11 protein-coding genes are annotated in these 25,918 nt (G+C 44.3%); 4 read left to right on the forward strand and 7 right to left on the reverse strand.

Translation table 11 applies throughout. The annotated features are described in order from the left end of the window. The first annotated feature begins 45 nt into the window (after positions 1–45). The 3 genes from FAM09_RS16985 (at position 46) to FAM09_RS16995 (ending at position 5,046) form a co-directional block, all read left to right on the forward strand. Positions 46–1,791 carry an alpha-L-arabinofuranosidase gene (locus FAM09_RS16985; RefSeq protein ID WP_136578325.1) on the forward strand — a complete coding sequence of 582 codons (1,746 nt, stop codon included), beginning with the start codon at positions 46–48 and terminating at the stop codon, positions 1,789–1,791. 109 nt (positions 1,792–1,900) lie between these two features. After that, positions 1,901–2,587: a protein-L-isoaspartate(D-aspartate) O-methyltransferase gene (locus FAM09_RS16990; RefSeq protein WP_136578326.1), complete on the forward strand. Its 687-nt coding sequence runs from the start codon at positions 1,901–1,903 to the stop codon at positions 2,585–2,587. After that, a complete protein-coding gene (locus FAM09_RS16995) occupies positions 2,584–5,046 on the forward strand; it encodes a spermidine synthase family protein (RefSeq protein ID WP_136578327.1) in 2,463 nt (820 codons plus the stop codon). The genes FAM09_RS16990 and FAM09_RS16995 overlap by 4 nt, the downstream gene beginning before the upstream one ends. 33 nt (positions 5,047–5,079) lie before the next feature. Here the strand turns inward: FAM09_RS16995 and FAM09_RS17000 are convergent, their stop codons facing one another. Further along, positions 5,080–6,834 carry a S41 family peptidase gene (locus FAM09_RS17000; protein WP_136578328.1) on the reverse strand — a complete coding sequence of 585 codons (1,755 nt, stop codon included), beginning with the start codon at positions 6,832–6,834 and terminating at the stop codon, positions 5,080–5,082. 529 nt (positions 6,835–7,363) lie between these two features. Here FAM09_RS17000 and FAM09_RS17005 point away from each other — a divergent pair. After that, a complete protein-coding gene (locus tag FAM09_RS17005) occupies positions 7,364–10,318 on the forward strand; it encodes a glycoside hydrolase family 9 protein (protein ID WP_136578329.1) in 2,955 nt (984 codons plus the stop codon). 57 nt (positions 10,319–10,375) lie between these two features. Here the strand turns inward: FAM09_RS17005 and FAM09_RS17010 are convergent, their stop codons facing one another. From FAM09_RS17010 to FAM09_RS31085, 6 genes are all read right to left on the reverse strand, one after another. Further along, on the reverse strand, positions 10,376–10,786 hold the full coding sequence (locus FAM09_RS17010) for a VOC family protein (protein WP_136578330.1): 411 nt from the start codon (positions 10,784–10,786) through the stop codon (positions 10,376–10,378). Between the two features lie 79 nt (positions 10,787–10,865). Next, positions 10,866–13,916: a leucine-rich repeat domain-containing protein gene (locus FAM09_RS17015; protein WP_136578331.1), complete on the reverse strand. Its 3,051-nt coding sequence runs from the start codon at positions 13,914–13,916 to the stop codon at positions 10,866–10,868. A gap of 69 nt (positions 13,917–13,985) precedes the next feature. Next, positions 13,986–14,909, reverse strand: a complete 924-nt coding sequence (locus tag FAM09_RS17020; RefSeq protein ID WP_136578332.1) for a DUF4249 domain-containing protein — start codon at positions 14,907–14,909, stop codon at positions 13,986–13,988. A 3-nt stretch (positions 14,910–14,912) separates the two neighbouring features. Continuing rightward, positions 14,913–17,294 carry a TonB-dependent receptor gene (locus FAM09_RS17025; RefSeq protein WP_166437186.1) on the reverse strand — a complete coding sequence of 794 codons (2,382 nt, stop codon included), beginning with the start codon at positions 17,292–17,294 and terminating at the stop codon, positions 14,913–14,915. Positions 17,295–17,445: 151 nt separating this feature from the next. Then, on the reverse strand, positions 17,446–20,172 hold the full coding sequence (locus tag FAM09_RS17030; RefSeq protein WP_136578334.1) for an alpha-L-rhamnosidase: 2,727 nt from the start codon (positions 20,170–20,172) through the stop codon (positions 17,446–17,448). Positions 20,173–20,260: 88 nt separating this feature from the next. Further along, positions 20,261–25,891: a DUF6443 domain-containing protein gene (locus tag FAM09_RS31085; RefSeq protein ID WP_208025586.1), complete on the reverse strand. Its 5,631-nt coding sequence runs from the start codon at positions 25,889–25,891 to the stop codon at positions 20,261–20,263. Between the last annotated feature and the right edge of the window lie 27 nt (positions 25,892–25,918).

Genomic DNA, 25,918 nt, shown 5'->3' on the forward strand with positions numbered 1-25,918 from the left:
TCAAAAAGAATCACTTACCCTGTTATAAAAATGAGCGCTATGCCGATGTCAAAAAGCTTCGTATTCGTCTCCTGCGTATTAGGTTGTTTTTGCTATGTAACAGGATTGACATCCTGTAAAAAATCAGTTACCAACGACGATACCAATAATCCTAATCCACAAGACACAACAGTACCAGTGGTTACACCCCAGGATCCTTCTACAGCCAACACCATCGGCTTTTTTATGGATGAATGGAGTGCAAAAAGCTTCACACCACCTTCTTTTCAGGATGGTACAGTGCCGGCTGCTGCAGGGGCAACGGTGAATGTAGATGCTTCGACAATTGTTACCAAAGTTCCTCCTACCCTGTTTGCCAATAATGCCAATACGTGGATGGGCAATTTTACGGATGCCACTTTGAACACCCATATCACCAATTTTCATCCGCACATTATCCGTTTTCCCGGCGGAAGCATCAGCGATATATTTTTCTGGAATGCTGCCAAGAATGTAAAGCCTGCTGATGCTCCGGATTCCTTATTGAATGATCAGGGAGTAAAAGCGCCCGGAGGATATTGGTACGGAAAAAATACAGAAAGCTGGACGTGCTCAGTTGATAATTATTATAACATGCTTCAGCAAACAGGCAATAAGGGAATTATCACTATTAATTATGGTTATGCCCGATATGGCACAAGCACAGATCCTGTTGCCGCAGCAGCGCACCTTGCCGCTGATTGGGTTCGTTACGACAATGGCAGAACAAAATACTGGGAGATCGGTAATGAAAGCAATGGTAGCTGGGAAGCGGGGTACAGAATTGATGTTAGTAAAAATAAAGATGGACAGCCTGCACTAATAACCGGCGATTTGTATGGCAGGCATGTCAAAGTCTTTGTTGACTCCATGCGTAAGGCTGCCCAGCAAATTGGCAAAACGATCTATATCGGCGCCACGTTGGTTGAGCATGCGCCATTATCATGGGAGCCAACTGCTACACAAACCTGGAATACGACTGCATTGCCACAGGTAAATAATGCGGTAGATTATTATATCGTGCATAACTATTACACCGAATACCAGGCAAATTGGAACGCCACCTCCATTTTGAATACCGGATCATCCGTTACAAAAACGATGTTTGATCATGTTAGCCAGGCGGTATCATCTGCCGGCGCTTCCATGAAACCCATTGCCTTAACGGAATGGAATATTTTTTCAGAGGGCTCCATGCAAATGGTTTCAAGTGTTGCGGGAATGCATGCGGTATTGGTAATTGGCGAGCTGTTAAAGAATAAATTTGGTTTTGCTGCCAGATGGGACCTGGCCAATGCCTGGAACAATGGTAATGATATGGGCTTATTCAGCAATGGCGATGAGCCCGGCGTGCAAAAATGGAACCCGCGCCCTGCATTCTATTATATGTATTACCTGCAGAAATGTTTAGGCGACCGGTTCGTCAATTCAACCGTGACAGGCAATAGCAATATTAAAAGTTATGCAACCACTTTTTCATCAGGACAAATTGGCCTGACATTGGTAAATACTTCAACGACTGCCGTGGATCTACAAACCACTTTCAAAAACTTTAATGCAGGTAGTCGATATTACTGGTACAGCCTTACCAGCGGTACGGATAACGGAGAATTTTCCCGGAAAGTAATTGTGAACGGCGCCACTACTTCAGGCGTTGCAGGCGGCCCCGACAATTATGCAACATTAAAACCTTACTCAGCTTCAGCAGCAAATGGAATAAAAATAACTGTACCAGCGAGAGGCGTTGTATGTATGGTTATTGATAAGAAATAGAATAGAAAGATAAACGCGGGCCGGCTAAATAGGCGAATCGAACCATCAAAACTATTTAGCCGGCCTCTTTTTATTTTCAGTAATTTTGATATGCAGTAAATGTGCGGTTATGTGGAGCCCTGCTTATTATATAGGAATCTTCTTGTTTGTGATGCCATGGCAGCAGGATCAATACACGGCAAAAAGAGAAAAAATGGTGAAGCAGCAAATTGAACGGCGGGGGGTGAAAGATCCCGTAGTGCTGAAAGCCATGCGAACGGTTAAAAGACATGAATTTGTACCTGCCGGCCAAATTGGCAACGCCTATGACGATCGTCCTCTGCCTATCGGTTACGGCCAAACTATCTCCCAGCCTTACATCGTGGCTTACATGACCGAGATCATCAAACCTCAATCAAATTTCAAAGTGCTGGAGATCGGAACAGGTTCCGGCTACCAGGCTGCTATTCTTTCCGCCATAGTTAAAGAAGTGTATACCATCGAGATCATCCCTGAATTAGGTAAGTCTGCCACTGAAAAATTGAGAAAAGATTGTAAAAACGTTCAGGTAAAAACAAGCGATGGTTATAATGGATGGCAGGAACATGCTCCTTATGATGCGATTGTGGTTACTGCAGCCGCCGAACACGTTCCGCCGCCATTGATCAGGCAGCTGAAAGATGGCGGTAAAATGGTGATCCCGGTAGGGTCATCGTTTATGACTCAAATGCTGATCCTGGTTGAGAAGAAAAAAGATTCAGCAACTACTAAAAACCTGATACCGGTAGCCTTTGTTCCGCTTACAAGAAGGAAGTGAACGAACGATTTATTGGTATGCACAACAGCTCAATATCTTCAAATGATCTGCCATCTTCTGCCGGGAATGCCATAAAAGGCCGCCTGTTGCTATCTCTTGGCATTCTCTCCGCCGCTATCATTGCTTTTCAGTTAGCCCTCATGCAGGTATTATCCATTGTACAGTGGCATCATTTTGCCTATATGGTCATATCGGTGGCATTGCTGGGTTTTGGAGCGGCAGGAACTGTGCTGGCCCTCTTCAGGCAATGGTTGCTTAAGCATATCCGTTCGCTGCTTCCTGTATTGATGATCAGTTGTGGCATTACCATGTCACTGGTAATGTATCTTTCTCAACTTTCTTTTATCAGGTTTGATTCTTATTTGCTTTTTGCCAATTATACGCACATTGGCCGCTTGCTGCTGACCTATTTATTGTTCTTTATTCCTTTTCTGCTGGGTGCGCTTGCCATTGGACTAATTTTCGATCACTATGTAGCGGCAATCGGTAAAGTTTATTTTGCCAACCTGCTGGGCTCAGCAGTTGGTGGTTTGTTGCTGCTGGCAATGCTATGGTTTTTATTACCCGGCCGGATACCCGCATTCATTTCGTGCTTGCCTGTAATTGCCGGGGCCATGATCATCCCCAAAAGAACCGATCCGAGTAAACAAATATTACGGCTCTTTGCTTTTCTTGCCTTTATCATTTGTATTGTAACTATAGTCATTCCACCACGACTGCATTTATCGCAGTTTAAAGATCTTAGCAAGGCATTGCTGCTGCCTGATGCAGAAATTAAAATGGAGAAAATAAGTCCGTACGGACCAATACAAGCCGTATCATCACCTGTAATGCGCTATGCACCCGGCCTGAGCCTTAAAGCAGATCAGACAATAGACGCAGGCACTGCGGTGTTTATTAATGGCGACTGGCTGGGCGTCCTTGCCAGGCATAGTAAAGCCGATACGGCATTCCTGTTTCATTACACCAGTTTTGACCTTCCTTACAGAATGGCTGAAAGAAAAGATGTATTGGTGTTGCAGGCCGGTACGGGTATGGAAGTAGCACATGCCCTTAGCCGTGATGCAACCAATATTGTGGCTATTGAACCTAATGCAATCCTTATTAACGCGTTACAACATGAGCTGGCGCCCGGTAACGATTCCCTTTTTCATCGGTCTGCAGTTATTGTACACAACCAGGAACCACGCATTTTTCTCCGCGCAGATACTTCGTATTATGATCTGATCAGCCTGCCAATGGCAGGTAGTTTTGGTGGGTCGGCCGGATTGTATTCTTTGCATGAACAATTTTTATTGACGAAGGAATCATTTGCGCAAATGTGGCCTCGCTTAAAGGAAGAAGGCGCTATCAGTATCTCCGCCTGGATGGATTATCCTTTCCGCCATTCGCTTAAACTATTAGCTACCCTGGTAGAAGTGTTGGAACAATTGAACGTCCGGCAACCCCATCAGCACATAGCCGCGATCCGAAGCTGGAGTACCATCAGCTTTGTGATCACGAAACAGCCATTAACGGAAACGGCCATACAAAACATCCGGAATTTTTGTAGCCAATGGCAATTCGATCCTGCCCTTCTCCCCGATCTGCAACCGGAAGAAAAAGCTCGCTACCACCAGTTGCAGGACAGCAGTTTCTTTCAGAATATGGATTCAATATTTTCTACTGGTAGAAGCGCATTGTATGCAGGCTACGATTTTAATATCAAGCCGGCAACGGACGATCGGCCTTATTTCGCTCAATTTATCCGCTGGAAAAGCCTGCCCCACCTCGCTGATTATTTTGGTAACCGCTCCATTCCTTTCCTGGAGATCGGATACCTGTTGGTAGTGATCACGCTTATACAGATCGCTGTGGTTTCTTTTGTGCTCGTGCTGCTACCGCTTTTCGGGCGGGGATGGAAAGGGAAAAACAAGGGCGAGGTATTGCTTTACTTTGGCGGTATCGGTCTTGGTTATATGTTTGTAGAAATGGTTTTCATTCAACACTTCGTCCTTTATCTGGGACACCCGGTATATGCTGCCGCTGCCGTGATCACCGCATTATTGCTTTTTTCAGGGTTCGGCAGTTTTATAGCTGGTTATTTTAACGGTAAAAGAAAAGCCCTGCTGCTTCTGTTTACGACGATCATTTTGTTGCTTGTTATATACGCTGCTGTACTTATGCCATTGCTGCAACGAACTATGCAAGTAGGCCTGCCTGTAAAATTGCTGATCGTTTTAATGCTGACGGCGCCGCTGGCATTTTGTATGGGCATTCCATTTCCTGCAGGGCTGACATGGCTTGCCCGTACCGAGGCTGCCGAAATACCCTGGGCCTGGGGATTGAATGGATGTATTTCTGTGATCAGCGCTGCTCTCGCCACTGTTATTGCGGTTGAAGCAGGATCGGCTATGGTGATGTGGCTGGCAGCTTTTGCATATTGTTTGCCGTTGTTTGTTTGCAGCAGGTTGAAGTAATCTTTTTATTTTTGGGTGTTAACTATGGTGAAATTATTTACCCTGGTTAATAACCTCTACAGCTTTTTCCACCAATTCATCTCTATTTTGAATAATTCCCTGTATCGTTGGTTGAACAGCATAGTCAGGAATGATGCCGACCCGTTGTGTTTCTCTGCTATCGGGATAATACACACCTATTCCACTAATGCTTGTAAAAATGCCGCCAGGTAAATAGAACCTGGAAACATTGCCATCGGCTGCAGCAGTTGTGCTGCCAACTACTGTTGCATGGGGAGTGGCTCGCAATGCCATGGATTTATATTCACCAGAACTTTGCGTATTCTCATTAACAAGAATCACAATATGCCCTTTGTAATATTCATGGTTCTTTGTACCAACTGCGGCATACTTGTCAAAAACAAATAATCCCGGAATTTTTGTATAATTAGTAGTAAACCTGGCAAACTTTCTGGGTTCATGCATCAGGTATTTAATAAACTCATAAAATATTTTGTCATCCATATAGGAACGCATGTCGATGATCATTCCTTTAGTTTTCAATAATTCGGGCATCATCTTTTGCCAATTATCCTTTTGAATGGTGGACGGAAAGATGTATACAATATCTGATGTAACATACCTGAAACAAGTATCCTTTTTTTGGAATTTCTTATAAAGCTTAAGTTTACCAACAGGATAACAGGTAATAGTTACTGTATTTATGGTGTTTGCACGCTTGTATGTAATATTCATTACGGTATCGGATGTTCTTAACAGATGAATGGCCATATCCCGTAACTGGGTAGGATAATTTGAAGCAGGCGTATAAGGTAGTCTTTCTTTTACGATGCTGTCTGTACTTTTGCCATTAATGCTAATAACAATATCGCCCTTTTGAAACCCTTTTTGTGAATTGAATTCTCTATCCAGATAATCAGTTACTACGGCTTTGTTCTCAACAAAACTTATTTCCAGTGGCGCTGCATAATTACCGTGGTATTTTTCCAACACCTTATCATTACTCCTGATCGTAGCGTGTGTATCATGAACCCGTGCAATCAGCGCTAACGTTGCCAGCTTATAATCCAATTCATTGTTGGCATTAAGAAATGTTGGAACAAATTCCTTCAAAATAGTATTCCAGTTTTCTTCAATCAAATATTTATAAGGAAAGAGATATTGTATAATATTCCAGTAACGATATAAGGTCAGTAACCGAAATCCTGCATCAGGAAATGGTATTTCGGAATACCGTTTTTCATTTTTAAGATCCGCATTTCCCACATTTCCAATTCCCAGATAATAACCTGTCTTTTCACGGCTGGCGTTTTTAATATCATTTAAAAGTGCGGATAGCTGATCGCCCAATACAACTTTATCATCTATCCATTGTATATCAGGATACATTTTCACAAGGGAACTATCCGGCAGTGTTATTTTTTCGGTTATAACTTTTCCGAGCTGGCTGATCCATGTATGTAATATTTCATTCCTTTTCTTATCAGTATCACACTGAATGATTTTAGGCAGTACCCTGAACAATTCATAATCCCAGTTATAATCACCAGCTTGCAAGGCGGGATGATAGTATTTGACAAACCCCCATACTTTCCCAACTATATAAAGGTCATTGGTCCTGCGCGGATCGAGAGGGATGGAAGTAATAGCAGACCCTTTATCAAATTGCGTATCCAGATCGGCTTTGTATTTTGAAGAACCTTTAAATGCAGCCTCATTGATACTAGCCTGACCAATGGCAAGGTAAACCAGCGAGCAAAAGACGCCTGTTAAGGAAATGTTTTTCATATTGAAGGCATTTAGTTAGGGGTTGAAATTTAAACAACTTTACCCATTAACCCTGATGATGGGAAGGAGTATTGGTTGAATGGCTTTAAATAATAAATAAGGGGATGAAATGCCATCTTAACGGATGCAAGGCATACTTCTTATCGTGAATCGTTTTTTGAACACTTAATGGCCAATCCTGCACCGTTATTGGTTAAATCTACGCGAGAAATCAGAAAAATTACAGGCGGATGTAATGGAACCGATGTTTTACAATAATTCGTTTTTTCGTTGCTTTATGTTGATAAAAAGTATACTCATCGTTGTTTGACCATGTTATTTTTCTTTACTTTTGTTACTAGCTAAGTATATTCGTTAATATTACTTCCCTTATTTAATTACCAAGCCTACGCCCTGGCACAATTACTCCCCACAAACTTTAAACGATTGGGAAAAATCTGTTATCTGAATTCATTTAAATGAACCCGGATGGGCAGGTATTGACTATCGTAAAAGAATTTCATTTTGTTACATTAAACTTTTAAATTCTATGACAAAAAAAAGTAGCGTGTTAGCTACCTTAATCCTACTCTTGTACCTCAACACAACCTTTGCTCAAACATTCAACTATGCAGAAGCTTTACAAAAATCAATGTTCTTTTATGAATGCCAGCGGTCCGGACAACTTCCTTCTGATAACCGCGTAACGTGGCGGACCAACTCAGCCATGAGTGATGGCAGTGATGTAGGGCATAATCTTACTGGCGGCTGGTACGACGCCGGTGACCACGTTAAATTTGGTTTTCCCATGGCTTTCTCTGCAACCATGCTGGCCTGGGGCGGAATTGATTTTGCCAGTGGGTATAACGCTTCCGGACAAATGACCTACCTGAAAAAGAACCTGCGTTTTGTAAATGATTATTTTATCAAATGTCATACGGCGCCCAATGAATTATGGGGGCAAGTGGGTAATGGCGGAACAGACCATGCCTGGTGGGGATCAGCGGAAGTAATGGCCATGTTGCGCCCTGCTTATAAGATCGACGCCACCAAACCTGGCTCCGACCTGGCAGGAGAAACGGCGGCGGCAATGGCGGCAAGCAGTATTTTATTTAAGACGGATGATCCGGCATACAGTGCTACCCTGCTCAGTCATGCCATACAATTGTACAATTTTGCAGACACCTATCGTGGCAAATATTCCAGCTCTATTACAGATGCGGCTGGTTTTTACAACTCCTTCAGCGGTTATAATGATGAGTTAGTATGGGGCGCTATCTGGTTGTATCGTGCAACCGGCGATGCTGCCTGGTTAGCCAAGGCAGAGAGCTATTATGCTAATCTTTCATCGGAACCACAAAGCACTATTAAATCCTACAAATGGGGCATTGCATGGGATGATAAATCTTATGGCTGTTATGCTTTGCTGGCAAAATTGACAGGAAAGGCGCAATACAAAGACGATATTGAGCGGCACCTTGATTACTGGACAGATGGCTATAACGGGCAGCGAATTACCTATACACCGGGTGGACTGGCGTTCCTGGATATGTGGGGCGCCTTGCGATATGCCATCAATACCAGCTTCCTGGCAAAGTATTACCAGAGTGCAGCCACTACAACAGCCAAGGCAACCAGGTATAATAATTTTGCGCTGGCACAAATGAACTATGTATTGGGGAATAATCCACGAAACAGCAGTTATGTATGCGGTTTTGGCGTTAACCCGCCAACAAAGCCACACCATCGTACGGCGCATGGCTGCTGGTCAAATAATTTGACCGGCCCTCCTACCGAATCCAGGCATATTCTATATGGTGCATTGGTAGGCGGTCCCGGAAACAATGATGCCTATACCGATGATCGCGGAAACTATGTGAACAATGAAGTGGCAACTGATTATAACGCCGCCTTTTCAGGTTTGCTTGCCGGGTTGGTTCAGGATTATGGCGGAACGCCCCTGGCCAATTTTCCGGTTGCAGAAACACCTACCAAAGAGTATTTAATTGAAGCAAGATTGAATGGCAGTGGCAATACATATACGGAGTGGTCGGTATGGGTAAACAACCATACAGCCTGGCCGGCCCGCATTGGTGCAAAGCATGTATTTCGCTTGTTCATCGATATCTCGGAAGGATTAACGGCCGGGTATACCCCAGCCAATTATGTTGTTTCATCTAATAATGCAGATGTTACGTTTACGCAGTTACAAGCCTGGGATGCGGCACGAAATATTTATTATACCGAAGTAACATTTAATCCCACCATCAAAATATGGCCTGGCGGACAAGGCGAGTCAAGAAAGGAATCGCAGATCCGCATCCGTCTTCCTTATGAAGCCAATGCCGCTGCCTGGAATCCTGCAAACGACTGGTCATCGCAGGGCGTTGACGGAACGCTTAAGGAAGTTGCTACCATTCCGTTGTATGTAGATGGCGTGCTTGTTTATGGCAGCACACCAACACCAGGCGTTGTGGTACCTGTTACAGGGGTAAGTGTAAGTCCGACTGTTGATTCTTTACAGATCAACGAAACAGTACAATTGACCGCTACGGTAACTCCTGCCAATGCAACCAATAAAAATGTAACCTGGAGTTCAAGTGCACCTGCTATTGCTTCTGTAAGCAGCACGGGTTTGGTTACAGCTTTGGCAGCAGGTTCGGCTACCATCACGGCAAGAACGACAGACGGAGGCTTTACCGCCACTTCAAGCATTATCGTAAGCCCTGTTGTTGCGCCTAAACAATATACGATCACTACAGCAGTAACCGGTTCAGGAACCGTTGCATTGAGTCCGGCCGGCGGTACTTACCCGGCAGGTACGCAGGTAACCATTACAGCAACGCCGGCGAGTGGATATCAATTCAGCAGTTGGAGCGGTGGCTTAACAGGCACTACCAATCCCGCAACTGTAACGCTGAACGCCAATATTTCGGTAACGGGCAATTTCACGCCAACAGGTAATCAGGGTAACTGTAACAGTCCGGTCGTGGTTTCGCTACCATTCAAAAAAGACAGCGCCGGTGAATTCTGTTATGTTATTACTGGCAACATTTCCTGGGTTAATTCATGGAACCTGAGTTTGCTCGAGATCAATGGAGTGAACTATACAAACAAGTGGTCGAACAGTATGCCGGCAAGGGTAAACGGCGGATATAATATTCATTATGTTGGCCAATACCCCTGGTCGCACTTTGAGGTCGCGGGCAGTAATGCTGCTACCGTTCAGACTCCTGAAACGAATGCGCCTGAAGAAAAGGCTGGCGGGGTGATCTTTCCGAACCCGGTTACACAACGCAGCTTTACCCTTCGTTTGGCAGATCAAAGTATTACGAATGCAACAGTAACCATTACCGATCTGTATGGAAATGTGGTGTTCAGGAAGAACGTAAAAGTTAATGAACAAATACGCATCAATTCACCCATAACGGCTGGTGTTTATCACTTGCAAATTGCCAGCGGGAATAAGAAGATCATGAGTACCAAGATGGTAATATCAAAATAGTTAGAAGGTAGATTTGTAAATCCGAAATCGCCCGGCTTCGCAGGAAGCCGGGCTTTTTTATTTCAACCCTTTATTCTTCTCATTCGGTTGCAACAAGTCCCAAAGATTTCCATACAGGTCTTCAAATACAGCCACTACACCATATTCTTCTTCTTTGGGTGGGCGTATAAAATTGATGCCTCTGTCAAGCATTTTATTATAATCCCGCCAAAAGTCATCAGTAAATAGAAAGAGAAAAACCCTGCCGCCGGTTTGATTTCCTATACTTGCACTTTGTTGCTCATTAGCTGCTTTAGCCAACAAAAGGCAACATTCTTTTGCTCCAGGCGGCGCTACCAAAACCCACCTTTTTTCTTCAGTTAATTTTGTGTCTTCAATCAGTTGAAAGTCCAGTTTTTCTGTATAAAACCGGATAGCCTCATCATAATCTTTTACAACCAGGGCGATGTGTGCAATTCGTTGTTTCATTATAAACCAAAATACAATTTATTTAACCCGCTCCGACACATTTTACCAATGTTTGGTTCATGAACAGGTCGTTTAAATATTATTGTTTTGCCAACCACATTGTATAATCCACATCCTGTTTAAGGTCCTGGAAATCGCCGAAGTCTGGTGACAATGTTAATATTCTTTTTACAATCTTGTACGCTTCTTCTTTTCTGCCTAGCTTTATTAATATTCTTACCTGTGTATCGTAAATAAAATAATGGGTCTCCTTTTCAATGTAGGCAACCCCTTTCCCGATAATTTCCAGTGCTTTTTCGAGGTTTTCCTTTTTATCAGAAATCACATGCATTTGCCAGGCGACTGAATTGGCCGTAATGCGGGTTACTTCTTCATGAAATTTACCCAGATCGGTAAAATGCCAGATCATTGCAGGGACCAGCTCAAGGGTATGCAGTCCCTGATTAATGGCTGCCTGGTTCAGTTCCAGTAATTCCTCAGGCGAAAAGGATGCTTTGTGATTAGATGTAAGGTAACTATATGCATATACTTTACCATAATTCGCGTATAACAAATTGTATTCATCAACCACTTTACCTGAACTAAAATAAGCAAGCACTTCATCATAGGCCTCTAATGACTTCAACAGTTTTTCACGATCGCCACTGGCATTCATCAATTCATTTGCTTCTTTTATGCGCTTATTCATCGCCTGCCATTGTTTAACATCTTCCGAGTCCGCAGTGTCATTGTCAACACGGTTCTCCCGGAAATCTATGGTGCATCCCGGCAGGTTTCTGCTGATTGTCAACCGTTCGCTCGTTGTGAGGTTATTGTATCGAAGATTTAAGAACTGCAGTCCTTTTAATGCAAAGATCTCCTCAGGCAAACTGGTTAGGCTATTAAAGGAAAGGTCCAATACCTTTAGGTTTTGCAAATTGGATATTCCTTCCAGGTGTCCAGCTTTCAATGCTTCTCTTACAATCCCTTTTCTACCATCGCCATGTATAATATTAGGTACAATGGTTAACCGGGAAGCAAATGCGGCAAATCGTTCGGGATCATGCGCCAGGTTTTGTTGGATCTCTGCAAATTGGTCCTGTTTGATAAACTTTTCATTTCGTTCTCCATGCCTGTCAATATACAGCGTTTCGAGGCTGGTGATTTGAAAGAATGATTTCAACAAACTTTGTTTTGAACTGGGGCGCGTGGTGAATGCAATCAATCCATCTGCATGCAGGGTTTTCAAATTTTTTAATTTCGACAGGTCAGGGAACTCATTCAGGTAACACAAACTTGCATTCAGGTTCAATTCCTCCAGGTGCTGCAAATTAGTAAAGCTATCGGGAATGGTTTTTATAGAATTGCTGCCCATCCGCAATCGTTTCAATCCTGTTAGTTGGGTGATCATTTCCGGAAACTCAATGGGGGCTGCGGTGCTGCACTGATAACACGTCAATTCTTCGAGGTTCTTAAGACCTGTCAATGATTCCGGCAATCCAAAACCAACATTATAGGAGATATTCAATACCCTGAGCGATGCAAGCTGATTGATGCTTTCAGGCAATACCAAACCACTATTGTTTGCTACATTCAATACCCTGAGTTTTGGCAGCATACCAATTTCATCGGGCAAACTTTCCAAACCACATCGCTCCAGGTGCAATTCTTCCAGGTTAACCAGGTCTTTTATGTTGTCGGGTATGCATTCTATAGGATTATCATCCAGCACGAGTTTTTTGAGCGAAGTGATCTTTGTGAGTGTACGGGGAAATTCTTTCAGTTTCTTGTCGGTAAGGTCCAATGCTTCCAGGTTCGCATTCCCATTGCCCAGTTGCTCCAGTTCTTCTTCCAGGATCAGGCGGGCAGGCCGTGCGCCTTTTTTCAGTGGAGATTTGCCGGCTTTGAGTAATTCAATAAATGCAAATTGCCTGAAGTCCTTTTTTTCATCAAACACGGCCGATACCATAACCCGTTCAAAATCCTTGGTAGTGTAATCATATTCAAAGAAATCATCATGATCGCTGTAATAATTGATCAGAACGGCTCCTTCGGGCCTGATGGATGAACTGTGATCTGAATTCAGCACATATGGAACACGGGTCACTCCTTCGATCGTGATACTGCCATCATTGTAATTTCCATCAAACGCAAAAGTTATATCGGCATCACCGGTAATATGAATACATTCGTCATAACTTGTCAGCACATCGCATTGAACATTCCCTAATACCAATAAAAAGGGGAAGCTTTCAGTGGATGGTTTTATTGTGCCTGCGACCGTAAGGTTTCCATTCACAAGGACCAATGTACTATCCGTGTCGGCTTTTGCTCCCAGGGTAGCCAAGGTATTATTTGTCCATTCAATGTTTAAATCACCATTAATATACGTGTCTCCGTCAAGTAAGATCACTTTTTCAAAGCCCATATCGCCAAAGGGATCATACTGGTCCAAATCAAATCGCTGTTGGGCTTCATCGTTACTAATGAGTTTTGGTATTGCGGAGGTTGTATTAGCAGGATCAAATGATACCCGCTGTTTCCTGCCTGCTAAATATTGTGCTGAAATAATATGCCGGCCTTCATTGATATATTGGTCCAGCTTTCCGCTATTACTGTAATGATCATTCTTGATCAACTCATCCAGCAGCGGCTCCGTTGTATGAAAATCAACCTCTACCCCTTCTATCTGACCGGTACTGATGATCAGCCCCTGTACATCGCCGCCGAATTTGAAATAATGGTCTTCCGCAAAAATGGTAGTGGCTTCTGTGTTACCTTCCACAACCAGGCTGCCATGATTATAATAACCGTAAATGGTTTGCTCTACAACGAGGTTGCCTTTGATGTAGAATTCAGCCCCGCCTTTATTGACGCTTTTGGCGTGCAGATTACCGGTTACGAACAACGTTTCTCCATAATCCATATCCGGTTGATACAGGATGCCGGTTAACGTAAGATTACCATCCACAATAATCCCATTGGCGCCTGCCGCGGAACAAAATTTCTGGATATTTACGTCCTGCGTTATTTCCACATTTCCCTCGAGTAAAACATATTTGGCTTTATCGCCATGTTTTCCCTGAATGTATTTTGAAAGCTGATAACGTGCGATGGCTTCTTTCTCAGTGATAATTTTGTATTGCGTCATCTTCGAAGGGTGCTTTTTTTTCTTCTGGATAACGGGATTTTTACTCGATAAGTATTTGCCTGTTAAAAACTACCTGATTATAATTGTTTTGGTACTAACGCTAAAACCGCTGAAACAACCGATAACATTTTCACCACTGATGGTACTCTGTAATTTTACCGGTGTAGAAAATGGCCCGGCGTTTTGCCTTGCTTTATTAAAACTGTCCCAGAAATTATACACCTTTCTTTCAACATTGACCATATAGTAATTAACCGAATCGTTCAATACAAATCCATTTGAATGGGTCAGGTGCATATACTGGCCGTTCACCAAATCATCGGTATTGGGTGTAAAGCGATTTGTACCCAACGCACCCCAGCCAAAATTATCACCTGTATTGTAGGTTCGCCAATAATACAACTGGGTATTCCCAATGGTATCCGGATCTTTAAAATGGACCGTAAGACGCGCTTTTGTTTGCGTGGTATCTTCATCTTCATCAATAAAGTGATACCCGCTGGTTAAACTGTCTATGGTAAGGGGTAATAACACTGCCGTGATCGATGTATGGCGCTTACCCCCGGTTTCAATTTCAAGCAGATAATGCTTTCCGGGTGTACCCATTAATGCATTTGCCTGGTTGGTTGCCAGGGTAGTGTCGAAATAAACGCCTGGCAGCAGCACATTCCCGAATTGTGGAAGCCGGGCTTCTTTCAATTGTTTTTTTGATGCCGCATTCCATTGATATGAATTATTGGCAAGCAGCGTACCCTCTGTAATAGTTACTGTAGCGCCGGTTACCGGTAAATTTTCAAAGCCGGGGTCATAATAATTCTGACTACGTCCCAGTATAACGTAATTATATAATGGCAATTCGTTATTTATATATGCTTCAACGATCAGTTGCGGTTGATTGTCTTTAAGAACGATGTCGAAATTACGTTCGCACGAAATTATTGCGACCATTGCAAATGCCAGGAAAACCGGTATGTATGATTTTGCTAATTTCATTGTTTAAAATTTGAAGTTCCAGGTAACGCCGGGTAGAACCGGAAAAAGAAATACCTGCTTTCCCTGTACCGTCCGGTCATCTTCATCTACATCGATGTAAATAAAATAAGGGTTGCGCCGGTTGTATACATTGTATAAACTAAACACCCAGTTGCTTTTAAAGCGTTTGGTGCTATGTGGTTTAGGCGTGTAGGTAAATGCAATGTCAAACCGGTGATAGGCTGGCATGCGGTAATCGTTGATCTTATCGTATTGACTGATATTGGTAAAAATGGGCTCCTGGTCCCGCACATTATAGCCCAGGCTGTATACAAACCTGCCTGTAGGCATGGTGAGGGCATTGCCCGTGCCATAGACAAATACAGCGGACGCTTCCCATTTTTTTCCCAGGTTATAATTGGCTACCACGCTTACATCGTGCGTACGATCGTACCGGTAAGGAAACGCTTTGCCTTCATTCATGTCGGTAAAGGTTCGTTCGGCCCTGCTTAACGTATAACCAATCCAGCCAGTGAGTTTTCCTGTTTTCTTTTGCAAAAAGAGCTCAATACCATATGCCTTGCCACTGCCAAAGATCATTTCGCCTTCTATATTCTGGTTTAGCAACAACCGCGCGCCTGGTTTGAATTCTAATTGATTGGTCATGGTTTTATAATAGGCTTCCACATTTAATTCATACTTGCCATTGCCAAAACCTTTAAAATAACCGGCGGCTATCTGCTCTGCTTTACCAGGTTGAATTAACCGGCTGGCTGGTACCCACAAATCACTTGGGAAAGTGGCAGCACTGGTGGTGGCCAGGTGCAGGTATTGAATGGTTCGGGTATACGACAACTTAAGACTGGCCGCTTCTGGTAATTTGTACAGCAGGTTGATGCGGGGTTCGGGATAATGATAACGGGCAATGCGCTCCCCTCGTTTAAAATACTCTGTTTCGCCGGTAGGTGCACCGTCGGGCCCATAAATTACCCGCTCTGTTGGACCAACCTGGTTGAAGTAGCTATAACGCAAGCCTGCAATAACATTCAGCCTGGTGGTGACATTGATATCGGTGCTTACATAACCTGCGGCTTCGCGTGCATATTGATCGTTAATTTGCGACTTGAATTCCTGTACTCCGGCTGTGGAATTACCAGCTCCCGGCCTGAACGAATGCCAGGTGTATTGAAAGCCTCCTTTCCACCTGATCCAGTTCGCCGGCGTATATACCCAGTCGTTTTTTACCTGGTGATCAGTAAGTCCTGAAGAAAATACAAACCCATTTGTACTGAATTTTATCTGGCTGTTTAAATTAAAATCGTTACGCACGACTGACAGCTCATGCTTCCAATACTTATTCAATTGTTGTTTCCAGGTAAGCCCTATAATGGTATTGCCCCAGATGGCATTGAATTCACGGGAGGGGCCATCGTTGTCATTATCGGCAAAAGTGAAATCGTCTTTACCGGTGTAGAAGGTTAAATATAGCGCATTATTGTTGTTGATGATGTAGTCGGCTTTGGCGTTGATGTCGTAAAAGAAATAGCCATTGCTGCCGATACTGTCGGGGGCTATTAACCTGGCTACCTGGTCAATATAGGTGCGGCGGGCGCTTATAACAAAAGAAGATCTTTTCTTTAATAATGGCCCTTCGAGCGAAAGACGGGAAGAAATAAGACCAATGCCACCACTGGCTTTTACAGAGTCTTTGTTGCCATCGCGGGTATTAACTGCAATTACGCTGCTTAAGCGGCCGCCATATTCGGCAGGCATACCGCCTTTTATAACTTCTATGTTTTTTACTGCATCACCATTAAAAACGCTGAAAAAACCGAGCAGGTGATTGGGGTTGTACACCGGTATCCCATCCAGCAAAACCAGGTTCTGATCGGGACCGCCGCCGCGTACATAAATTCCGGCGCTGGCCTCGCCGCCGTTTTTAACTCCTGGCAACAACGTAATCGTTTTTAAGGGGTCAACTTCACCCAGAATTACAGGTAGTTTCTGGATCTGCGCCATTTCCAGACTGTGAACGCTTATCTGGTTGCGCATGATATTTCGTTTTGCAGATACAACTACGTTTTGTAACAAACTTTCGCGTGATCGTAAAAATACCTGGATGGTAGTATCCGAATTAATGGTGATGTTATGTGTGGCGGTATAATGACCAACGGCACTTACAACGATCCGGTATTTGCCTTTGGTTAAAAGCGTCGAGATAATTCCGGTTGAGTCGGCAAATCTTGATTTAAAATTTATTTTAATAGTTGCATTGCCTACCGGTAACTGCACACTGTCAAGTACTTTTATGGTCAGGTTATGATTTTGTGCATACAATACCGCGTTGGACATTAATAGCAACCCCAGCACCAGTAAACTGCTTACTTTCCGGTTGGTCTTTCCCATCCACAGTAAATTAGTTATTATCTTTCTAAGTATCATATTTTGGTCATGAAACTAACAGCTTGCAGATATATTAGGTTCGTTAACTAACGCTGATTATATAAAAAAAAACAACCCGTTGTAAACGGGTTGTTCAGTAAACAGTTTATTGTATTTATTTTTTGGTTTCTCCGGGCGCCGCGGTCACAAAACGATACTTCCCCGACCCTGTTTTAACCACTACATACTGATCTTTTCTTGTTACCTGCAGCTCTCTTTGTTCTGAAATGGCTTTACCGTTCTCCCTGATATCACCAGCGTTAACGGCGGGAATGTAAATGTCGGCGTTGCTATTGGCTGGTATTTCAACTTCCAGGATCAGTTCATTTTCATTGATCGTCCAACTGCTGCTTGCTGTACCGTAATACGTCTTCAGGGTGGCCGCCGCTTTTGTTAAACCGCCGCCAATATGTGGTTGTATTTTGATGTGCTTATATCCCGGTCCGTCTTCATACGTGTCAAGCCCGGCAATAACCCGGTACATCCAGTCGCCAATAGCGCCATAAGCGTAATGGTTGAAGGAGTTCATGCCCGGGGTTTGAAAGGTGCTGTCGGGTTTTTGTCCATCCCACCTTTCCCAAATAGTAGTAGCGCCCATTTTAACGGGATACAACCAGGATGGGTAGCTTTCCTGTAACAGCAATTTATAAGCGATATCGGTATGCCCAAAGCGGCTGAGCACATGGCACAGGTAAGGTGTACCTAAAAAGCCGGTCGTCAGGTGGTTGTCATAATTCTTTATATTTTGTACCAGGCGTTCTGCTGCCTGCGGTCGTAATGATTCGGGAAGCATATCAAATTGCAGCGCCAGTACATAGGCTGTCTGGGTGCCCGATACCAGGCGGCCATTGGGCGTAAGGTATTCTTTTGCAAAGGCCGATTTTATTTTTTCCAGTAGGGTCGTATAAGTGGAAACGTCTTCTGTGTTTCCCAATACTTTGGCGGCATTGATAAGTAATTGCACGGAATTGGCGTAGAAACACTGTGCAATTAAATATTTGTCGGTAACGGCGGCTTTGCCGTCATTGTCGTCAAAAGGCCGGTAAAAAAGCCAGTCGCCAAAATGAAAACCGGTTTGCCACAGATCGTTCCGGCTTTTGTTTTGCATAAAACCTACCCAGGCCTTCATGCTTTTATACTGTTCTTCCAATATTCTTTTGTCGCCATATGCCAGGTACAGGTTCCAGGGTAGAATGGTAATTACATCGGCCCAGCCGGTGGAGGCGCCGGCATCGGGGCCTAGTACATTGGGAACTACAAATGGTACTACACCATCGGCACGCTGATCGGCCGCTACATCGTGCAGCCATTTGGCAAAAAAATTATTGACGCCGAAATTAAAGGTGGCGGTTCGGGAGAACGCCTGTGCGTCGCCTGTCCAGCCGAGGCGTTCATCACGTTGTGGGCAGTCGGTTGGTACATCCAGGAAATTGCCGCGTTGTCCCCATTGAATATTATGTTGTAACTGATTGAGCAGTGTATTGGAGCATTCGAAGTTACCGGTTGGCGCCATGTCTGAATAAAGCGCAACGGCCGTGAAATTCTCAGGTTTTATTTCGCCGGGATAGTCTTCTACCTGAATGTACCGGAACCCAAAGAAGGTAAAATGTGGTTCTAGAACCTGTTCCTCCTTTCCGTTGAGTATGTACGTAGCGGTTGCTTTGGCAGTGCGCAGGTTTTCCGTATAGAAATAGCCATATTTATCCATCACTTCTGCATGCCGGATAATGACCGAGTCGCCGGCCTGTCCTTTGGCTTTTACCATTACCCAGCCTACGAGGTTCTGTCCAAAGTCAAGCACGGTTTGTCCACCGGGCGTGGTGAGTACTTTAACGGGCTTGAAGGTTTCATGTTTCCTTACTGGTTCATTGTACGTGGCTATTAGCACCTCTTTTGAATAATTGCCCGTCTGTACTCCACTCCATGCGGCATCATTGTATCCGGCCTTCGTCCAGCCGGTTTTTTCCTGCCTGGTATCGATTATTTCTCCATGGTATATTTCGGTATAACGGATAGACCCGGTTGAAGATTTCCAGCTTTCATCAGTCACTACAAGCTCGGTAGTTCCGTCGGTATAAGTAATGGCTAACTGAAACAACAGGGCTATATCGCTGCCAAACGAATTTTTATTGTTCGACCAGGCTAGGTAACCACGGTACCAGCCATTACCAACGGAGACGCCTACTGCATTTTGCCCGTTCGCCAGCAGCGATGTAACATCATACACCTGGTATTGCAGGCGTTTTTTGTAGCTCGTCCAGCCAGGCGTGAGGTATGCGTCCCCTACCCGCTGCCCGTTTATCTGCGCTTCATACATGCCATGTGAGGTAATGTAGGCAGTGGCCGATTTTATTCTTTTGCTTACACCAAATGCTTTTCGAAAAAGAACGGCCGGCCGGTTTTCTGCATCTTCCGTAAAACCGGGGGTGATCCATTGGGCTTTCCATGCATTGGCGTTTTGCAAAGCTGTCTGAAAAAATGCCGGGCTGCTCCAGGGCGTTACGCGCCCGTTGTTATCCCAGGCGCGTACCTGCCAGGTATACCTGGTGGCGGGCTGCAAGGTTTTACCGCCATACGGCACCTGCACCGATTGGTTGGCGACCACCTTTCCGCTGTTCCATACCAAGTTCTTTCCTTCCGTTACTTTTATTTCCCAGGCGGATTGTTGTACGTTGCGTTGACTGCTTTCAAGCTGCCAACTGAAACGGGGTGGTGTGGTAACGTCGATACCTATGGGGTTTACCAAATTTTCCGTGAGCAGGTGTTGTAAGGTCATTTGTGCTACTGCTCCCAGTGTGCTTAACAGGATGCAGCAACCAGCTATCATCAATTCCTTTTTCATTGGCAGAATTTTATTTAGGCCAATTAAGGTAAGGAAAACCGGGGATGATCTGTCCTGCTTAATCCTGCTCACGGAAATTCATGCTGTTTTATTTACCGCTAAGCGTTCTTGTATAGGTACCCTCTGTTTCATGAGAGAAGGTTGTGGTAACTGTTTTTTCGCCATCGATAAGACCGTTTAGTTTTAATGAAACAGTAACTGTAACCTTAAATTTCGCTTTTACCGTTTCTGCTTTAACATTATCACTAATACTAACAGCCTGATTGCCCGAATTGGTAACGGAAGTACCTACATTAAATTCTGCCTCCGCCGAAACGCCATCCTTTTCTACCCCTCCTTTTGTGGATACCCCTTTACTTTTATCGACTTCCTGGTCAGCGTCTGTATTTGTTGATACGCCTCTATCTGATTCATACAATACTTTTTCCGAGCCTTCCAATACCTCCGTATGAATGTCCACTGTCAAACCATCATCTTTACCCAGGAGGCCATCAGATAAAACATACTCTACAATGCCGTTTCCGGATCCCTGCAATGTTGTTTTTGCAAAATTATCCAGGCTTTTTTTCTCCTGTACCTCTTTGCCGTGGTTCTTAACAATCTTTATCACTTCTCTTGTTACAGTAGTACCATTTACATCATTTAAGTTCAATGAGTTTGTAGAGGAAGGTAATTCTTTGAATTTTGGATCCGGCTTATCCTGGTTTACTGGTTTGCCCTCCATTCCATCAGGGTCAATAAATCTGATGGGGTTATCATAAGCATATGTATATGGGCTCCAGCGGCGGCTTTTCTCAGAAAGCGGATCAACCACGCTCCACCTTCCAATTTGCGCATCATACATTCTGGCGCCATAATCGTACCACTCCAACCCACTGCCATCGCTGAATTCCTGCTGCTGTTTTTCCTTACCATTATACAGGTACCTGTTGCTTTGTTTACCGGCGGCTTTTGAGCTGATCGCTGCCATGGTTAATCCGAACGGATAATAGTGCGTTTCTTCCAGCACCGGCCCGGTATAATGTTTTATGGCCAGGTTATCGAAGAACACATCCCTGCCTTGTGTTTCGTTACTTACATACACATACAAATAACCGTTTTTAGTGATGTTGATCCCTGTATAGGCCAGGGTATTTAAAACATCTGCCACGCCTACCGGCAATGCACCGCTTTGCGGATAACTGCTTACATAATGAAACTGGTCATCGAGCAATATCCAGTTTAAGAAAGCTTTTGGCTTGCCACTGATATCGGGGTTCTTGTCGGTGCGGAAAAGATTCAATGGGCCCAGCAACGGACTGGTGCTGCTATTGCTTAACTGGGGAAGCGTTCCTTTTATATCGCCTGAAACGGTTACAATACCACCTGCCAGCGAAGTCAGGATATCAGTGAGGGCGCTGCTATTCCCGGTACTGGTTTGTGAGCGGTAAAACGATCTTATGGCTACATCAATAACATCGCCCGACATTACTTTCAGTACAATGGAGGGTCCTACTTTCTGGCCACTGCCATTTAGCCTGGCTACGTAATTATTAGGGTTGGTCAGCGAGGTATCAGTAGGGTAACCCCCGGGCACACTTGCTGCTGCATAAGCACTTGCTTCTATGTTATTGAACAGTGCTTTTTCTTTATTGCGGATGCCATTTCCCGTACCCAATTCCATAGTAGCGTAGTAGCCGGAAGTATCTTTTTGTTCAGTCAATACCATTCGCGTATTGCCCAGATGATCTTTTATAAAGTAGTCGTAGAAAAATGCATAGGTGCTGTCGCCGTTAAAGAAATATTTTTTCGAGTACCGCAGCCTGCCTTCTTCATGAGCAATGAACTGGAGCGTATCGTTTTCATAAACAGCGTTGCCCATATATAATGTGGTCTTGTTGGGCTTGCCTGTTTCCCGTACGATCTTTTTAAGTTTGTTACCTGCCGCATCGTATATATACATTATGCTGCCTTTATTCTTTATGCGTACAACAGCAGGCAGGTTCAAATGATTGTACTCAATGGCAGCGCCGGTTGTATCTATATCCTTGTTCAGGTCTTTTATCATGTTTCCGTTGGCATCGTAGGTATAATCAACGGCTGCTGCGGTTTTTGTTCCCCCCAGCGTTGTCATATAGGTTGATGAACTTCTGAAATCGCCTAACTGGGTTGCCGTGTCATTCACTGCATCAATTACATTTTTGAGTTGGTTGCTGTTCGTATTATAATTGTAGGTCAGGTTGTCAATGGTAATATTGCTGCCGGCCTTCCACCCTTTTTGTTGCATCGTCAATATATTGCCATTGGCATCGTAACTGATATTGCTTACGCTGAAATCGAGCTGGGTATTGTTCCAGGTAGTACCGCTCGTGTTCTCTACATAACCGGCGGCTGTTAACCGGCTTATATTGTCATAACTATAATCGTATTTACGATTAATGCCATCGCCCTTACTTTTCCAGATAGCGCCTGCAATATTGCCATTATACTGTGGATTCAGAAACGTAGTGGAGCCTGCTGCTGTGGTGGTGTTATCATACCCAAGTTCCAGTCCAAAATATCCGGCAGCAGTACCTGCAACAAAATTCTTATTGATTCCGGTTATCCAGTTCCTGATATTATAATCATATACCAGACTGTCGAGATTGTTCCCGATGCTTTTCTTTTTTAATTGTCCCAACTCATTATACTGAAGTGTTGCCAGTGTTTTTTCCGGTGTTGTTATCGTTTTTCCATTGATCACGCTGTTGGTTGTTTGCGTTACAGATAACAGTCTGTCTGCATGATCATAGTTCATTTTCGTGAGTATCGTATGCGTTTGCGCATTTGGTGTGTTCTTTTTAAAGATGCCTAATTTGCGCAGCACCTGCCCGCTGAAATCGTATTGCATGGTAACGATATCTTTTTCTCCGCTCACATTTACCGTTTGCGTTTGAATAACTCTTGACCGGTCGTCATAGAACTGAACGGTATAAATATATTGAGCGGGGTTGCTGCCCAGCACCTTTACTTTTGAACCGGTAGGTAAACCTCGTACCAGGTAACTGGGTGCAATAGCGACCGCATATACAGGTGCACTGTTATAGGTGGTAATAAAATAACTGCTATTGGCTGCATTGGTAAGGTCCATTGTGCTGCCCAGGGTAGTTCCACTGCCGGCAACCCAACTGTAATTATCGTAATAATTTTCTGTTAGTATTTCGTATCCGCTGCTCGTAGCGGGATAAATTATTGAGGAAACGGCCAGGCCCTGATGATAGGCGCGATTGTTGGCGTTTGTTAACAGTCCGGTCCTGCGTAAACGGTTCTGGTTATTTTCATATTCCATTACCTGCCATTTTCCGGCTGCCCGAAGCAGGGAATCCTGTGTCATAACAAGCCTGTCGCGCGCATCATATACCAGATGCGTTTCTCCGGCGCCCGGTACTTTTTTGATGATCATATGGTTTTCATCATCGTATTCATACCGGAAACACAATGCAGCGGCGATGGCGGTAGTGATCGTCCAGTTAGACCTGATAAGTTCCGTAGCGCGTGGTTGTATTACAAAGCGGAGCCGGTTGCGGGTATCATAGATATAGTAGGTGCATAACCAACCGCTATGCCCGGCTGCAGGTGCGTTTGACAGTTGTGCTTTCTTCAAAATGATCTGTCCTTCCTTATCCTTATACTCAATAACCTGTTTGCCGTGTTCATCTGCCGTTACGTTCTTAAACAATACACCGGCGGCATAAGCGGTTGTAGATACCGGTATACTGCCGATGGCATCGGCAACCGTCCATATTCTTACGCTGTCGGTTAGTGCATTGAAAAGATACTGCTGCGTAACAGCGCGGTTGCTGCCCATCCAGTTATTGCCAGGCGCTGTTTGCGAAAGCGCCCGGTTCAATGGCGATGCTTCGTAATTAGTTTGTGCATAATAAAATTTTTCTGCCGGAAAAGCACTGCTGTTAAAACTGTTCTGACCATTTAAAGGGTTCATCTGGTAATGTCCTGTATTAATTCCGGCTACATAGGGCAGGTATTTAATGACCTCCCTGCCAAATTCATCGTATGCTACAGGCTGCACCAGATCATATTGCGAGGAGCTTGCTTTTTTGCTGACTGTTTGCGTAAGGTTACCCAAACCATCGAAATACTGTGCGGTTTGTTTTACGGCATAAACATTACTTACGGTATCGGCAACAGCGATCGTGGTTACTCCGGCACGCGTTATATCGCGTACCCGTACAAGATTCAGATCACCTGTATTGATAGCGCTTAAAACTTTAACCAATGACGGTTCTGTATAAGAGGTGTCTGTACCACAAATAACCCGGCGACGGTACCAGGTGGTGGCGGTAAGACTATTGACTGCATATTGCAATCCCGTTGCGCCCACGATGTTGCTGTAAGTAATTCCATTGGTTGATGATTGCCATTGATAGGTAAAGCTACCGGCACATACTCCACCGCTGGCCGGGCCGGCGGTTATTACACCGGGGCTGCCACCGGAAACCACTGCATATGCCACCGGTGAAACAATACCGGTTGCTACATATGGATTTACTGTCACTGTAACAACTGGTGTATAGGCTATTTCAGCGCCGCAGGTTGTTTTCCGCCGGAAATACGTTTTTACGCCCAGATTACCGGGCAAATAGCTTTGGGAAGATGCATTCAGAATATCAGTATAAGTTGAATTGTTGGTACTTATTTGCCATTGATATGTATAATTGGTGCAAAGTCCACCGGTGGCAGCGGTGGCTGTTAATGTACCAGGCGACCTGTTATAATTTACCGTTATTGTTACCGGGCTCACCGTACCACCGCCGAGCGCCGGCTTTACTGTAATGGTGATCACACTGGTATTTGCTGTATCACTACTGCAGGCAACCTGCCGGCGGAAATAGGTAGTAGCCGTAAGTGCGCCGGGTGTATAATTGGCCGCCGTAGCGCCGCTGACATTATTAAAGGTTACATTATCAGTACTGCTTTGCCACTGGTAAGTATAGTTGCCGTTGCAATTACCTCCGGTTGCCGTTCCGCCTGAAAGCGCTCCGGGTGATGTATTATATGCTATTGTTTTAGACGTGGATGGTGTTCCGGGTTGCAGAGCGGGGTTCGTATTCGGTTGTACAGTTACCGTAACCGAATTGCTATAAGCCGATTCTGATCCGCAGTTTACCCGGAGCCGGAAATAGGTGGTGGTGGTTAAAGGCGCCGGTGTGTAGTTTTGCGTTGTAGCATTAGGAATGTCACTAAAAATGCCTGCCGAAGTGCCGCTTTGCCACTGATAACTATAGCTGGTGCAGATGCCTCCGGTTGGATTCGTACTTGTTAATATGGCTGGTGATGTATTATAAGGTATGGTTTGCGTGCCGGGTGATACCGTGCCGGGTGCCAAATGCTCAAATACACTTTTGGTTACCACATTCGAATTGTTTATTTCTGTTCCGCATTTTACCTGGCGCCGGTAATAAGTGGTGGCATACAACGGCCCCGGCGTATAGTTAAGGGTGGTTGCATTGGTAATATTATACCAGCCCACATTGTCGGGTGAATTCTGCCATTGGTAAGTATAGCTGGTGCAGTTACCGCCTGAGGGAACCGGGCCACTTAACTGACTGGGCGTATTGCCGGAAAAAATGCTCTGGTTGCCAAAAATCATATTCCCCTGGATCTGGGCTTTACCTGGTATTGCTGTAGCCAATACAAACAGAACAAATATTGCTTTTATCAATTTTTTTGGGAAAGGCATAAGAAAGATGTTAGGTTCAATCAATCA

This window comes from Niastella caeni, assembly GCF_004834005.1.
Taxonomy (GTDB): domain Bacteria; phylum Bacteroidota; class Bacteroidia; order Chitinophagales; family Chitinophagaceae; genus Niastella; species Niastella caeni.